The organism is Aeromonas sp. FDAARGOS 1409 (genome assembly GCF_019048705.1).
Lineage (GTDB): Bacteria > Pseudomonadota > Gammaproteobacteria > Enterobacterales > Aeromonadaceae > Aeromonas > Aeromonas sanarellii.
In genome coordinates this window covers 532,222-547,331 of record NZ_CP077395.1, presented here as the reverse complement: position 1 = coordinate 547,331, position 15,110 = coordinate 532,222, and the positions used below count along the sequence as shown (strand labels likewise).

The following is a 15,110-nucleotide window of genomic DNA, read 5'->3' as shown; positions in this document are numbered from 1 at the left end:
GCACTTATGCCGGCCTTGAGCCCGTCAGATCCAGCTCGGCTGCTTCGCCTCGAAGGCACTGATGGCAGTCTCGTGCTGCAGGGTCAGACCGATGGCATCCAACCCGTTGAGCAGGCAGTAACGACGGAACTCGTCGATTTCGAAGCCGAACGTGAGCGCACCGGCCCGCACCTGGTTGGCCTCCAGATCCACTTCGATCTCGATGCCCGGCTGGGCGGCGACCAGCTGGAACAGGGCCTCGACCTCCTCCTCCTTCAGACGAACCGGCACCATGCCGTTGTTGATGGCGTTGCCGTAGAAGATGTCGGCAAAGCTTGGGGCAATCATGGTCTTGAAGCCGTAGTCCGCCAGCGCCCAGGGGGCGTGCTCGCGACTCGAGCCGCAGCCGAAGTTCTCGCGGGCCAGCAGGATGCTGGCACCGGCGAATTGTGGCTGGTTCAGCACGAACTCGGGGTTGGGCTGCTCCCCTGCATCGTCCAGGAAGCGCCAGTCGTGGAACAGGTGCTTGCCAAAGCCGATGCGGTTCACCTTCTGCAGGAACTGCTTGGGAATGATGGCGTCGGTGTCGACGTTGGCGCTGTCGAGGGGGACGACGATCCCTTTATGCTGTTTGAAACCTGTCATGTACGTTCCCTCTTACAGTGCACGAATGTCGGCGAAGATGATGTCGGTGACGGCGAAGGGCCGTCCGTGTTGTTTGAATGCTTTCATCCTCAACCCCTCTTACAGCGCGCGAATGTCGGCGAAACGGCCGGTGACGGCGGCGGCGGCAGCCATGGCCGGGCTCACCAGGTGGGTGCGGCCGGCGCGGCCCTGGCGCCCTTCGAAGTTGCGGTTGCTGGTGGAGGCGCAGCGCTCCCCCGGTTGCAGCCGGTCGTTGTTCATGGCCAGACACATGGAGCAGCCGGGCAAACGCCACTCAAAGCCTGCCTCGATGAAGATCTTGTCCAGCCCCTCGGCTTCGGCCTGGGCCTTTACCTGCTCGGAGCCCGGCACCACCAGGGCCTGTACCCCGGCGGCGACCTTGCGGCCACGGGCGATGGCGGCGGCAGCGCGCAGATCCTCGATGCGACTGTTGGTGCACGAACCGATGAACACCTTGTCGATGGCGACGTCGGAGAGCTTCTGGCCCGGTTGCAGGTCCATGTAGGCGAGGGCCTTGCGGGCGGACTGCTGCTCTACCGGGTCGGTGAAGGATTCCGGCGCCGGGATGGGCTCATTGACGGCGATGACCTGGCCCGGGTTGGTGCCCCAGGTGACCTGAGGGGCGATGTCGGCGGCGTCCAGCACCACTTCGGCGTCGAACTTAGCATCGGCATCGCTCTTGAGGGTTTGCCAGTAGGCGATGGCCTGCTCCAGCACCTCGCCCTTGGGAGCGAACTCCTTGCCGCGGATGTAGTCGATGGTGGTCTGGTCGGGGGCAATCATCCCTGCCTTGGCGCCGAGCTCGATGGCCATGTTGCACACCGTCATGCGCCCTTCCATGGTGAGCCCTTCGATGGCCTCACCGGCGAATTCCACCACATAGCCGGTACCACCGGCGTGGCCGACCTTGCCGATGATGGCGAGCACCACGTCCTTGGCGCTGATCCCCTCGCTCAGCTTGCCGTTGACGCTGATGCGCATGGTCTTGGCGCGGCCCTGCTTCAGGGTCTGGGTGGCCATCACGTGCTCCACCTCGGAGGTGCCGATACCGAATGCCAGGGCGCCGAAGGCGCCGTGGGTGGCGGTGTGGGAGTCGCCGCAGACGATGGTGGTGCCGGGCAGGGTGATGCCGAGCTCGGGACCCATCACGTGGACTATGCCCTGGTATTTGTGGTTCAAGTCATAGAGCCGGACCCCGAACTCCTTGCAGTTGGCGGCGAGCGTCTCCATCTGGATGCGGGCCATCTCGCCGGAGGCGGCGATGTCCTTGGTGGTGGTGGAGACGTTGTGATCCATGGTGGCCCAGGTCAGATCCGGGCGACGCAACTGGCGGTTCATGGCCCGCAGGCCGTCGAACGCCTGGGGGCTGGTCACTTCATGCACCAGGTGGCGGTCGATGTAGATGAGGGGGGTTTCCCCTTCCACTTCCCGCACCACGTGGGCGTCGAACACTTTCTGATAGAGGGTCTTGGACATTGCTCTCTTCCTTGTTATCTGGTGGCGTCAGATGCGTGCGGCGATCTGGCTGCCCATGTCGGCGGTGCTCTGTACCGGGTGCTTGGCGCTCGCCTGGTGCAGGTCGGCGGTGAAGTAACCTTCTGCCAGCGTCTGGGCCACGGCCTGCTCGATGGCCTGGGCGGCGGCTTCCTGGCCGAGGCTGTAGCGCAGCATCAGGGCGGCGGAGAGGATCTGGGCGATGGGGTTTGCGATCCCCTTGCCGGCGATGTCCGGGGCGGAGCCGCCGGCCGGCTCGAACAGGCCGAAGCCGGATTCGTTCAGGCTGGCGGAGGGGAGCAGGCCCATGGAGCCGGTGATCATGGCGCATTCGTCGGAGAGGATGTCACCGAACAGGTTGGAGCAGAGCAGCACGTCGAACTGGGACGGATCCTTGATGAGCTGCATGGTGGCGTTGTCGATGTACATGTGGTTCAGGGCCACATCCGGGTAGGATTTGGCGACCTCGTTTACCACCTCGCGCCACAGGATGGAGGAGGCGAGCACGTTGGCCTTGTCGATGGAGGTGACCCTGGCCTTGCGCACCCGGGCCGACTCGAACGCTATCTTGGCGATGCGCTCGATCTCGAAGCGGTGGTACACCTCGGTGTCGAAGGCTTTCTCGGTGGCCCCTTCACCCTCGCGCCCCTTGGGCTGACCGAAGTAGATGCCGCCGGTCAGCTCGCGCACGCAGGCGATGTCGAAGCCGCGATCCGAGATGTCGGCACGCAGGGGAGAGAACTGCTCCAGACCGGTGTAGATGCGGGCCGGACGCAGGTTGCAGAACAGTTTGAAGTGGGCACGCAGGGGCAGCAGGGCACCGCGCTCCGGCTGATCGTTGGGGGGCAGGTGCTCCCACTTGGGGCCACCGACCGATCCGAACAGCACCGCATCGGCCGCTTCGCAGCCTTTGATCGTGCTCTGGGGCAGCGGGGTGCCGTGATTGTCGATGGCGATGCCACCCACGTCGTGACGGTCATAGTCGAGGGAGAAGCCGAATTTGGTCTGCACCTTTTCCAGTACCTTGATGGCCTCTGCCATCACTTCCGGGCCAATGCCGTCACCCGGCAATACCGCGATCCGATAACTGCTCATACTCTCTCCGTCTTGATAGTGTTATTCCGTTTTATCCGGGAGGTAGGTCCGGGCCTTCGCCCTGACCCTTGCCCCCGATGTTGTGCTGTCATCTCGTCCGGCGGCGGGCTCAGACGGTTTCCGATCTGATGGTGTGGTTGCGCTCCATCTGCTCGGCCACCTGATCCGCGCGCCAGATGCTGTTGATCACGTGGACCAGGGCCTGGGCCGAGGATTCGATGATGTCGGTGGCCAGCCCCATGCCGTGGAACTTGCGCCCCTTGTACTCGGCGACTATGTCCACCTGGCCGAGGGCGTTCTTGCCCTCGCCCTTGCCCTTGAGTTCGTATTTGTCGATGCGGATCTCGTAGCCGGTGATGCGATTGATGCACTGGTAGACCGCATCCACCGGGCCGTTGCCGGTGGCCGCCTCGCACACCAGATCCTGGCCTACCTTCAGCTTCACCGAGGCGGTGGCGAGCACCGAACTGCCGCTCTGCACACCGAGGTACTCCAGCTTGAAGTGCTCGGGCTCCTCGTGGATCTGGCTGAAGAAGGCGAGGGCCTCGAGGTCGTAGTCGAATACCTGGCCCTTCTTGTCCGCCAGCACCAGGAACTTGGCGTAGAGATCGTCGAGGTCGTAGCTGCTCTCGGCGTAGCCCATGGACTCCATCCGGTGCTTGATCACGTGGCGACCGGAGCGGGAGGTCATGTTGAGGTTGTTCTGGGTGAGGCCGATGCTCTCGGGGGTGATGATTTCGTAGGTGTTCTTTGCCTTGAGCACCCCATCCTGATGGATGCCGGAGCTGTGGGAGAAGGCGTTGGCCCCGACGATCGCCTTGTTGGGCTGCACCGGCATGTTGCAGAGCTGGCTGACGAGGGTGCTGGTGCGGTGGATCTCGTGGTGGCGGATGTTGGTGTGCACCCCGAGCAGGTCGGCGCGGGTTTTCAGGATCATCGCCACCTCTTCCAGGGAGCAGTTGCCCGCCCGCTCGCCGATGCCGTTGATGGTGCACTCGATCTGGCGGGCCCCCATCTGCACGGCGCCGATGGAGTTCGCCACCGAGAGGCCCAGATCGTCGTGGCAGTGCACCGAGATGATGGCCTTGTCGATGTTCGGCACCCGGTTGAACAGGGTGTGGATGATGCCGGAAAATTCGGTCGGCACCGTGTAGCCCACGGTGTCCGGAATGTTGATGGTGCGGGCGCCGGCCTTGATGGCGGCCTCCACCATGCGGCAGAGGTTGTCAATCGGTGTACGACCCGCATCCTCGCAGGAGAACTCCACGTCGTCGGTGTAGCGCAGGGCGTGCTTGATGGCGCCGACCCCCATCTCCAGCACGTCTTCGAAGCTCTTCTTCAGCTTGCTCTCCACATGAATCGATGAGGTGGAGATAAAGGTGTGGATGCGAAACGCCTCGGCCACTTTCAAGGCCTCGCCGGCGGCGTCGATGTCTTTTTGCAGGGCGCGAGCCAGGGCGCAGACCCGGCTGTTCTTGATGTGGCGGGCTATGGTCTGCACCGATTGAAAATCGCCGGGGGAGGAGACGGGGAAACCCACTTCCATGATGTCGACTCCGAGCCGTTCCAGCGCCTGGGCAATCTGCAGCTTCTCCTTGACCGTCAAGCTGGCCGACAGCGCCTGCTCGCCATCACGCAAGGTGGTATCGAATATGATGACTCGATCTGACATGTGACTTCCCTCTTCCTAAGTTCGGTGCGTGCATCCTGCATGGCATAAAAAAACCCGTGCGGGGTGCACGGGTTTCTGTAAATTCCGGCTATGCCTTAGCCCGGCTACAAGGATCCCGCGCGAGGAGTCGCGATTAGGGAGAGCAGTAGTAGCGGGGCGGCAATACGCATGATGACTCAATCCTTCCAGTCGATAACGCTACTACCAATATCGAGATTTTTATGCTGTGTCAACCTGAACGGACAGGTTCAATTCACTGGGTTATTTAATCGGATTGTAAAGGAGTGCAAATTCTCTTGTCCCATATTCGGTTCATGCCTGATTATCTGGTCATTCCTGCTGTACTCGATCACCCGCACAATCAGATCGACTTATCAGCCCTTGCTGAATTATCTGAGGTATTCCATGGAAAAACGCAGACCTGGCCGTCCGGTCGGACGTTCCGACATTCGTGACAAGCTGCTTGCCGCCGCACGCGAACGTTTTCTCAACACCCCCTACAGCAAGGTGACGACCCGCGAGATTGCCGAGTTGGCCGGTTCCAATCTGGCTATGATCCACTACTACTTCGGCAGCAAGGAAGGCCTCTACAAGGCGGTGCTGGGGGATGTGGCCGAGCCGCTGGAGCAGGCCTGGCACGACGAGAGCAGCAATCGCAGCCTGACCGATCTGCTCAACACCTACTACCAGGTGATGGCGCCGAACAGCGAGCTGACCTCCGCCATCTCCAGCGCATTGTCGACCGAGAAGAGCCCGGGGCGGGATTTTGTGCTGAACCGTCTACTGGAACGCCAGCTTCCCCAGTTCGATGCCCTGCTCGATACCATGCGTTCCAACGGCCAGCTGGCGGACAACCTGGATCCCGAGATGCTGAAAATCTCCTTCCTCAGCATGATGTGGCAGCCGTTCGTGATGAAGGATCTCTACGAGCAGGTGTTCGGTCTGACCGTGGACGAGAGCTTCATGAGCCGCTTGGCGGCCCACAACTGCCAGTTGATGGAGAACGGTCTGCGCGGTTCCCTGAACTGAGGTGTGCCGGAAATCGATGAAAACAGGGCCGCAGGGCCCTTTTTTCATCGATCTGTTATTTGAACGTCAACGAAGTGTCACGCCGCTCCCCTAGTCTGCATCCAAGACTCAAGGGAAGGGGGCGTGATGAACAAGATCCAGCAATGGGACCTGCGGGTGTGCCGTGTCTGCCTGCTCCATCCCTACAACCGGCCGCAGGCCAGTATCAGCCGGTTCGTCTCCCGTACCGGCGACGGTCCCCTCTATGGGGTACTGGCGGCCCTGCTCTGGTGGCAGGGAGAGAGCGGGCGAGCCGTGGTGCAGACGGCGCTGTGGGCCTTTGCCCTCGAGCTGCCGCTCTACCTGCTGCTCAAGAATGCCCTGAGGCGCCAGCGCCCGGCGGGCCTGCCTGTCTTCATCACTCCCTCCGATCGCTACAGCCTGCCATCCGGTCACACGGCGGCGGCCTTCCTGATGGCGACCGTGCTGGCCGCGGGTTTCCCAGGCTGGGCTCCATGGCTGTTCGTCTGGGCGACGCTGGTGGGCGCCTCCCGCCTGCTGCTCGGGGTGCATTATCTCAGCGATCTGGTGGCCGGCGCCCTGCTCGGCGGCGGTTGCGCCCTCTGGGCACTCGGCTGGAGCCAGGGATGAGGATACTGTTCGGGGTGCAGGGGACCGGCAACGGCCACATCAGTCGCAGCCGTACGCTGGCCAGGGCGCTGAAAGCCAGGGGGATCGAGGTCGACTACCTGTTCAGCGGCCGTGCCGCCGACGGCTACTTCGAGATGGGGGAATTCGGGGACTATCGCACCTTTCCCGGTATCACCTTCACCAGCCATCAGGGGAAAATCTCGGGCTGGCGCACCCTCAAGGGTCTCTCGCCCCTGCGTTTCTGGCAGGATCTGCGCGCCCTCGACTGCCGCGACTACGATCTCGTCATCAGCGACTTCGAGCCGATCACGGCCCATGCCGCCCGGCGTTGGGGCAAGCCCAGCCTCACCATCAGCCATCAGGCCAGTTTCGACTGGCCCATTCCGCGTTGGGGAGAGAGCCGCTTCAATCACCAGCTGATGCGTCATTTCGCGCCGGTGAGCCGGTCACTTGGCCTGCACTGGTTTCACTTCGGCCAGCCCCTGCTGCCGCCCATCATAGATCCTCTGGCGCCGACCCCAGACAACCAGCAGATCCTGGTCTATCTGCCGTTCGAGCAGACCGAGGCCATCGCGGCCCTGCTGTCGCGTTTCAGCCAGCAGCGCTTCATCTGCTTTCATCCGGCCATTCGCAGTGCCAGCCAGTGGCGCAACATCTACTTCGAACCCCAGGCGAGGGAGGGGTTCAAGCAGGCGCTGGCGGGTTGCCGCGGCGTCATCAGCAATGCGGGGTTCGAGCTGGCGTCCGAAGCCTTGTCGCTGGGCAAGAAACTGCTGGTCAAACCCCTGGTCGGCCAGTTCGAGCAGTTGACCAACGGCAGGACCCTGGAACTGATGGGGCTGGCCCAGCTGATGGAGGCGCTGGATGCCAATGGGGTGAGAGCCTGGCTGGATGCGCCAGCCCCCGGCAGGGTGTGCTACCCCGATGTGGCGGGTGAGCTGGCGGACTGGCTGGCCGCAGGGGCGATGGAAGAAACCGAGTCACTCTCCCGCCGGTTGTGGGCTCGCACCCTCTTCCCGGAGGAGGTGTGCGATCGGCTCAGCGAATTGGCGGGCAACCCCCTGGCGCGACCCTGGTTATCCCAACTCAGCGCCTTTGACTAAACTGAGTTGATCCCATCACGGAGAGGACGGACAACATGCGCTTTACCAATGAAAACGGCGACACCATGACCCTGGCGGACAATCTGACGCTGCACGAGCTGATCGACATGGGGGTCAGCATCTCGGTCTGCGAAGAGACGGACCCGGATCAGCAGATCTGGCTGGCGGAGCCCGAAGACGAGCAGTGAAACTGACCTGTCTTTGACGGCCCACCCCCCAGGGGGTGGGCCGTTTCTTTTGGTCTCTTCGCAGATTGGCAGCATGATCCTCTGGTTTGTTCCCCATACACCCCTCTTTGTTGCAGGTCGTCTGACCAAGTCACTGAATGTTAATGGCTGTTTGAAATTTCTGACTGTTCTCGCCAGACAAAGCCGTGGACAAGCGTTCACGGGCGGGTTAAGTTGGTTTTTCACCCGCTTTTCGGGTGAATGATGGAAAACCCCTACTTTTCTACTATCGACGGCTCCGAACTCGCCAGATCTGCCTGTAGACAACAACAAGACTCGGATCGGCGCTGCCGGGAAGCAGCGGACTGTCGATAGCTTTCGCTTAACGGAGCAAAGCCTGGAGGGCTTTATCATGGAGATGTTATCAGGCGCCCAGATGGTGGTTAGAGCGCTGGAAGATCAGGGAGTTGAGCACGTCTTCGGCTACCCTGGTGGCTCAGTGCTCGACATCTATGACGCTCTCTTCGAAAACGGCAAGATGGAACACGTCCTGGTGCGGCACGAGCAGGCCGCGGTACACATGGCGGACGGTTACGCCCGCTCCACCGGCAAGGTGGGCACTGTGCTGGTGACCTCGGGTCCCGGCGCCACCAACTGCATCACAGGCATCGCGACCGCCTACATGGACTCCATTCCTCTGGTGATCCTGTCCGGCCAGGTGCCGACCAGCATGATCGGGGAGGATGCGTTCCAGGAGACCGACATGATCGGGATCTCCCGCCCGGTGGTGAAGCACAGCTTCCTGTGCAAGAAAGCCAGCGACATTCCCGAGGCCATCAAGAAGGCCTACTATATCGCCGCCAGTGGCCGCCCGGGGCCCGTGGTGGTGGATCTGCCCAAAGACGTGCAGAATCCGAAAGAGAAGTTCCCCTATCAGTATCCCGAGTCCGTTTCCCTGCGCTCCTACAACCCGACCAAGGCCGGACACAAGGGCCAGATCAAGCGTGCCGCCAAGCTGCTGACCGAGGCGAGCCGTCCGGTGATGTACGTGGGCGGCGGCGCCATCAACGCCAATGCGGATCACCTGGTGACCAAGCTGGCGGAGCAGCTGAACCTGCCGGTGACCACCACCCTGATGGGGCTTGGCGCCTTCCCCGGCACCCACCCGCAGTTCATCGGCATGCTCGGCATGCACGGCACCTTCGAAGCGAACAAGAGCATGCACAACGCAGACCTCATCTTCGCCGTGGGAGCCCGCTTCGACGACCGCGTTACCAACAACGTGGCCAAGTTCTGCCCCAATGCCACCGTGGTGCACATCGACATCGATCCCACCTCCATCTCCAAGACGGTGCAGGCCCACGTGCCCATCGTCGGCTCGGTGGATACCGTGCTGGAGCAGATGCTGGAAGTGATCCGCGAGTGCGGCTTCGACAACGACAAGCAGGTGCTGGCGGACTGGTGGAGCCAGATCGAACAGTGGCGTTCCCGCCACTGCCTGGCCTACGAGACCCATCCCACCCTGATCAAGCCGCAGCAGGTCATCGAGGCGCTCTACAAGGTGACCAAGGGGGAGGCCTTCGTCGCCTCCGACGTGGGCCAGCACCAGATGTTCGCCGCCCTCTACTACCCGTTTGCCAAGCCGCGCCAGTGGATCAACTCCGGCGGTCTCGGCACCATGGGCTTCGGCATCCCGGCCGCCATGGGCGCCCAGTTTGCCAATCCGGATGCGGTGGTCTGCTGCGTCACCGGCGACGGCTCGGTGCAGATGAACATCCAGGAGCTCTCCACCTGCATGCAGTACGGGGTGCCCATCAAGATCATCTCCATCAACAACCGTGCGCTGGGCATGGTCAAGCAGTGGCAGAAGATGTTCTACGGCGGCCGTCACAGCCACTCCTACATGGAATCCCTGCCGGACTTCGTCAAGCTGGCGGAAGCCTATGGTCACGTCGGCATGGCGGTGAGCGATCCCGCCGAGCTGGAGAGCGCCATGGAGAAGGCCTTCGCCATGAAGGACAGGCTGGTGTTCATGGACATCTCGGTTGACCCGGACGAGCACGTCTATCCGATGCAAATCAAGTTTGGTGCCATGGACGAGATGTGGCTGAGCAAGACGGAGAGAACCTGATGAGACACATCATTTCAGTACTGCTGGAGAACGAATCCGGCGCCCTGAGCCGCGTGGTGGGCCTCTTCTCCCAGCGCGGCTACAACATCGAGACCCTGACGGTGGCCCCCACCGAGGATCCCACCCTGTCTCGCATGACCATCGTCACCATGGGGGACGAGCGGGTGCTGGAGCAGATCCAGAAGCAGTTGCACAAGCTGGTGGACGTGCTCAAGGTGTGCGACTTGAGCGAAGGGGAGCACATCGAGCGGGAGATCGCCCTGGTGAAAGCCCGCGCCGCCGGCGGGGCCCGTGACGAGCTGAAACGGCTGGCGGACATCTTCCGCGGCCAGATCGTGGACGTTACCCCCGAGCTCTACACGGTGCAGCTCGTCGGAACCAGCGAGAAGCTGGACGCCTTCATCAAGACCGCCGCCCAGACCAACGAGATCATCGAAGTGGTGCGCTCCGGCGTCTGCGGCATCTCCCGGGCGGACAAGTCACTGCGCCCCTGATCGGGAATCCGGTCCGATAGTATTCCAAAGGGCTCCTCGGAGCCCTTTGTCATGTCTGCCCCGGGCGTATCCTTCGGCCTGGCGAGTCCTCCCTGTTGCCCGAGAGGGGCATGCCTCGGCGTCATGCCCAAGAGGGGGCTGAGCGAATCTGTCATTTTCTTTCAAATGATCGGTAAACTATCCACAAAAGCTGTGGAAAACTCTGTAGATTAGCGGTGTTTCTGGCGTTAGTAGCTTGATCTTAAAGAGGTATTTCAAGTTGATCCCGGCTGGATCGCATTTGCGCAATCCTCTGGCGAGGGTGTGAGTGTTTGCTTATCGTCCGCGCCTTGCGGCAGGGGCTATGGGGATCCGCCCCTGGATCCCGGCGGGATCCTGTCCTGATCTTGCCGATCAACAGATCTTCCACCAGACATAAAAAAACCCGCCTCTCGGCGGGTTTTTCACGGGACAGGCAGAAAAGGCGATTACTCGGCCTGGGCTGCCTGGATACCGGTCAGGGCGATGGTGTAGACGATGTCGTCCACCAGGGCACCGCGGGAGAGGTCGTTGACCGGCTTGCGCATGCCTTGCAGCATGGGGCCGATGGAGACCAGCTCGGCGGAGCGCTGTACCGCCTTGTAGGTGGTGTTGCCGGTGTTCAGGTCCGGGAACACGAACACGGTGGCCTTGCCGGCAACCGGGGAGTTCGGGGCCTTGGACTTGGCCACGTTCTCCATGATGGCCGCATCGTACTGCAGCGGACCGTCGATGATGAGGTCGGGACGCTTGGCCTTGGCCAGCTCGGTCGCTTCACGCACCTTCTCCACGTCCGCGCCGGCGCCGGAGGTGCCGGTGGAGTAGGAGATCATGGCCACGCGCGGCTCGATGCCGAAGGCGGCGGCGGAGTCGGCGGACTGGATGGCGATCTCGGCCAGCTGCTCGGCAGTGGGATCCGGGTTGATGGCGCAGTCACCGTAGACCAGCACCTGGTCCGGCAGCAGCATGAAGAAGATGGAGGAGATCAGGGACGAGCCCGGTGCTGTCTTGATGATCTGCATCGGCGGACGGATGGTGTTGGCGGTGGTGTGAACCGCGCCGGAGACCAGACCGTCGACTTCGTTGCGCTCCAGCATCATGGTGCCCAGCACCACGTTGTCTTCCAGCTGCTCGCGGGCCACCACTTCGGTCATGCCCTTGTTCTTGCGCAGCTCGACCAGGCGGGCCACATAGCGCTCGCGCACGGCCACCGGATCGATGATCTCGACACGATCGGTCAGCACCACGCCCTGCTGTTCGGCGACGCGGCGGATCTCGTCCGGATTGCCCAGCAGCACCGGACGGGCGATGCCGCGCTCGGCACAGATGGCGGCGGCCTTGATGGTGCGCGGCTCTTCCCCTTCCGGCAGCACGACGCGCTTGTTGGCCTGGCGGGCCAGTTCGGTCAGCTGGTAACGGAAGGCCGGCGGGCTCAGGCGACGGGAGCGGGTGGACTTGGCAGTCAGGGACTCGATCCAGTGCTTGTCGATGTGGCCAGCCACGTAGTCCTGCACCAGCTCGATACGCTCGCGGTCATCTTCCGGGATATCGACGTTGAAGTTCTGCAGGCTGACGGCGGTCTGCCAGGTGTTGGTGCCGGTGATCATGATCGGCAGGCCGGTGGCCATGGCCTGCTGGCACAGGGCCATCACCTGGGGTTCCGGATGATAGTTGCCGGTCAGCAGCAGGGCTCCCAGCTTGACGCCGTTCATGGCGGACAGGCAGGCGGAGACGATGACGTCGGAACGGTCGCCGGAGGTGACCAGCAGGCTGCCCGGACGGAAGTGCTCGATCATGTTGTGGATGGAGCGGGCGCAGAAGGTCACGGTCTGCAGGCGGCGGCTCTCCAGCTCGCCCTTGTTGATGATCTTGGCGGCCAGGTGCTTGGCGAGATCCTTGGCGCGCGGGGCGATCAGCTGGGTGTTCCAGGGGATGCAGCCCAGGATGCGCAGCGGGCTCTTGCCGAACACCTGCAGCACTTCCAGGTTGTGGCCGGTGTCGGCGCCGTGGTGGTGCGCTTCGAACATCTCGGTCAGGTCGGGACGGGTCACGCCGTGCTCGTCAACCGGGGCGCCCACCTTGTTGATGACGCAGCCCACGATGCGCGGGTTGCTGACGCCACCGAAGTTGGAGCAGGCCAGCTCGATGCGCTCTTTGAGCTTCTGGCTGGAGTCGTTGCCCGGATGAGTCACGAACACCATGTCGGCGTCCAGCGCCTTGGCGACGTCGTAGTTCAGCTTGTTGGCAAAGGGTTGCTTGTCGGTCGGCACCAGGCCCTCGATCACCACCACTTCGGCACCGCTGCTCTTCACGTGCTCTTCGAAGCGGGCCACGATCTCTTCCAGCAGGATGTCGGTGTTGCTGGAGGTGATCATGTTCTCGGCGTAGGAGAGGGCGAACGGCTCGGGCGGGTTGATGTTGGCGGCGGCGCGGATCACGGCGGTGGAGCGCTCGGTACCGGTTTCACCCGGACGCGGCTGAGCGACCGGTTTGAAGAAGCTGACATTGACACCGTGACGTTCCATGGCGCGAACGACGCCAAGACTCACGGAAGTTACGCCGACACCAGTGCCGACCGGGATGAGCATAATAGTGCGTGCCACTTATTACCCCTTGTTCATTTTTTGGGATCAGGAAAAGGCCGCCCTGGGGCGGCCTTGCTCTACAGCTAATTTATGCGCCGACCAGTTCCAGCGCGTCGTGGGCGATGACCCACTCTTCGTTGGTCGGGATAACCAGGGCCTTGGTGGAACCAGCCTTGGTGATCTCGCCGCCCTTGCCGAAGCGAGCCTTCAGGTTGGCGTCGTGGTCGACGTCAAAGCCCAGCAGGCCCAGCTTGCCCAGGGTGATCTCGCGGATCGGGGCGGAGTTCTCGCCGATGCCGCCGGTGAAGACCACGGCATCCAGACGACCGTCCATGGCGGCGGCGTAGGCGCCGATGTACTTGGCCAGACGGTAGCAGTATACGTCCATGGCGCGCTTGGCTTCTTCCTTGCTGTCGTAGTTGTCTTCAACGAAACGGCAGTCAGAGGTGACTTCGGTCAGACCCTGCAGGCCGGATTCCTTGGTCAGCATGGTGTTGATCTCGGCGACGCTCATGCCCAGCTTGTCGTGCAGGAAGAAGATGATGGCCGGATCGATGTCACCGGAACGGGTCCCCATCACCAGGCCTTCCAGCGGGGTCAGGCCCATGGAGGTGTCGACGGACTGGCCGTTCTTGATGGCGCAAACGGAGCCGCCGTTGCCCAGGTGGCAGTTGATGATGTTCAGCTCGGAAACCGGCTTGTTCAGCTGCTTGGCGGCCTCCAGGCTGATGTAGTAGTGGCTGGTGCCGTGGGCGCCGTAGCGACGGATGCCGTTCTCCTTGTAGAGCTTGTACGGCAGGGCGTACAGGAAGGCTTCTTCCGGCATGGTCTGGTGGAAGGCGGTGTCGAACACGGCCACGTTCTTCTCGGCCAGCTCCGGGAAGACCTTCAGGGCGGCACGGATGCCGATCAGGTGAGCCGGGTTGTGCAGCGGTGCGTAAGGAATGGCGGCTTCGATGCCGGCGATCACGTCGTCGCAGATCCGCACGGAAGAGGTGAAGCGCTCGCCGCCGTGTACCACGCGGTGACCGATGGCGATCAGGTTCTTGGACAATTCAGGGTTGAGCGGCAGGATCTTGTGGACGATGAAGTCCAGCGCTTCCTGGTGAGCGGCACCGGCACCCAGATCGGCGTTGCCTTTCTCACCGTTCAGCTTCCACTTGATGCGGGCATCGTCGAGGTTGAAGCATTCGGCCAGGCCAGACAGCAGATCATCACCGGTGGTTGCGTCAATGACAGCAAACTTCAGGGACGAGCTGCCACAGTTAAGAACAAGAACCAGCTTACTCATGAATAAATCCTATCGCAGATTGGGTTGGGTTGGAGGATGCGCCGGACGCGGTGCGTCCAAAAACAATCAACTTATCCTTATGAGGGTTGGCAATCTGTTGCTTGCCCCTTGTATAGTGATACAAGACCCGAAACTCAGACGTCCCTGACTGGCCGGCGGCGATGCGCCAGCGTAAAAATGGGCGTACAAAGGATAACCTGATTGTTGAAAAATAACAAAGTCATCCTCAACCTTTGTTATTGCCTCTCAAATATTGTCGAGGTTTTGCCGTTAATGCGTTCGAAAAGAGCTCGGAGGTAGCATGAGCATGAACATTTTTGGAACTAAATTACAGCAAGGCCGTCATTATATGACTCTTTGGCCGCGCCGTCCCGAGCTTAATTCCATGTTCCCGGAAAACCGGGTGATCAGGGCGACCGAGTTCGCCCTCAAGGTGATCCCGGCCCTGGCCGTGCTCAGCGTCATGGTGCAGTTCCAGTTCGGCGAACTGCATTACTGGCCCTCCGTCATGGCGTCCGTCCTCTTCCTGCTCAGCCTGCCGCTGCAGGGCTATTACTGGCTCGGCCAGCGCGCCGACACCCGGTTGCCCCCTTCCCTCGCAAACTGGTACCGGGAGATCAACGGCAAGATGAACGAGCAGGGTGGCCAGCGTCAGCTGGTGGCTCGTCCCCGTTACGAGGAGCTGGCCGATACCCTCAACGCCGCCTTCAAGCAGCTGGACAAATCCTTCCTCTACGAGTGACCCTGGTTGCTCAT

At 62.1% G+C, this 15,110-nt stretch carries 13 protein-coding genes; 7 read left to right on the top strand and 6 right to left on the bottom strand.

The features are described from left to right. Window positions 1–24: 24 nt before the first annotated feature. The 4 genes from leuD to leuA all read right to left on the bottom strand — a co-directional run bounded on the left by leuD (window position 25) and on the right by leuA (window position 4,906). Window positions 25–624, bottom strand: coding sequence for a 3-isopropylmalate dehydratase small subunit (gene leuD / locus I6L39_RS02510; protein ID WP_216990933.1), 600 nt, complete (start codon window positions 622–624; stop codon window positions 25–27). Between the two features lie 99 nt (window positions 625–723). Then, window positions 724–2,121 carry a 3-isopropylmalate dehydratase large subunit gene (gene leuC / locus I6L39_RS02505; protein WP_216990932.1) on the bottom strand — a complete coding sequence of 466 codons (1,398 nt, stop codon included), beginning with the start codon at window positions 2,119–2,121 and terminating at the stop codon, window positions 724–726. Between the two features lie 27 nt (window positions 2,122–2,148). Next, window positions 2,149–3,234, bottom strand: a complete 1,086-nt coding sequence (gene leuB / locus I6L39_RS02500; RefSeq protein WP_216990931.1) for a 3-isopropylmalate dehydrogenase — start codon at window positions 3,232–3,234, stop codon at window positions 2,149–2,151. Window positions 3,235–3,343: 109 nt separating this feature from the next. Next, complete coding sequence (gene leuA, locus I6L39_RS02495; RefSeq protein ID WP_042078278.1) at window positions 3,344–4,906, bottom strand: 2-isopropylmalate synthase; 1,563 nt, start codon at window positions 4,904–4,906, stop codon at window positions 3,344–3,346. A gap of 405 nt (window positions 4,907–5,311) precedes the next feature. Here leuA and I6L39_RS02490 point away from each other — a divergent pair, with 405 nt between their 5' ends. The 6 genes from I6L39_RS02490 (at window position 5,312) to ilvN (ending at window position 10,460) form a co-directional block, all read left to right on the top strand. Then, window positions 5,312–5,935, top strand: coding sequence for a TetR/AcrR family transcriptional regulator (locus tag I6L39_RS02490; RefSeq protein ID WP_216990930.1), 624 nt, complete (start codon window positions 5,312–5,314; stop codon window positions 5,933–5,935). Between the two features lie 126 nt (window positions 5,936–6,061). Beyond that, window positions 6,062–6,565, top strand: a complete 504-nt coding sequence (locus I6L39_RS02485; RefSeq protein ID WP_042078280.1) for a phosphatase PAP2 family protein — start codon at window positions 6,062–6,064, stop codon at window positions 6,563–6,565. After that, window positions 6,562–7,668, top strand: coding sequence for an MJ1255/VC2487 family glycosyltransferase (locus tag I6L39_RS02480; protein WP_216990929.1), 1,107 nt, complete (start codon window positions 6,562–6,564; stop codon window positions 7,666–7,668). The genes I6L39_RS02485 and I6L39_RS02480 overlap by 4 nt, the downstream gene beginning before the upstream one ends. A 35-nt stretch (window positions 7,669–7,703) precedes the next feature. Beyond that, complete coding sequence (locus I6L39_RS02475; protein ID WP_084202933.1) at window positions 7,704–7,856, top strand: hypothetical protein; 153 nt, start codon at window positions 7,704–7,706, stop codon at window positions 7,854–7,856. Between the two features lie 391 nt (window positions 7,857–8,247). Then, window positions 8,248–9,966 carry an acetolactate synthase 3 large subunit gene (locus tag I6L39_RS02470; protein WP_209794614.1) on the top strand — a complete coding sequence of 573 codons (1,719 nt, stop codon included), beginning with the start codon at window positions 8,248–8,250 and terminating at the stop codon, window positions 9,964–9,966. Continuing rightward, window positions 9,966–10,460 carry an acetolactate synthase small subunit gene (gene ilvN / locus I6L39_RS02465; RefSeq protein ID WP_010673160.1) on the top strand — a complete coding sequence of 165 codons (495 nt, stop codon included), beginning with the start codon at window positions 9,966–9,968 and terminating at the stop codon, window positions 10,458–10,460. Before I6L39_RS02470 ends, ilvN begins: the two co-directional genes overlap by 1 nt. A gap of 467 nt (window positions 10,461–10,927) precedes the next feature. Here the strand turns inward: ilvN and pta are convergent, their stop codons facing one another. Together pta and I6L39_RS02455 are read right to left on the bottom strand one after the other, a co-directional pair. Further along, window positions 10,928–13,081, bottom strand: coding sequence for a phosphate acetyltransferase (gene pta, locus I6L39_RS02460; protein ID WP_254203722.1), 2,154 nt, complete (start codon window positions 13,079–13,081; stop codon window positions 10,928–10,930). 70 nt (window positions 13,082–13,151) lie between these two features. Beyond that, complete coding sequence (locus tag I6L39_RS02455; RefSeq protein WP_042078285.1) at window positions 13,152–14,354, bottom strand: acetate kinase; 1,203 nt, start codon at window positions 14,352–14,354, stop codon at window positions 13,152–13,154. A 301-nt stretch (window positions 14,355–14,655) separates the two neighbouring features. On the opposite strand from I6L39_RS02455, the gene yfbV reads away from it, so the two are divergent. Beyond that, window positions 14,656–15,096, top strand: a complete 441-nt coding sequence (gene yfbV / locus I6L39_RS02450) for a terminus macrodomain insulation protein YfbV (RefSeq protein WP_042078286.1) — start codon at window positions 14,656–14,658, stop codon at window positions 15,094–15,096. Window positions 15,097–15,110: the final 14 nt, after the last annotated feature.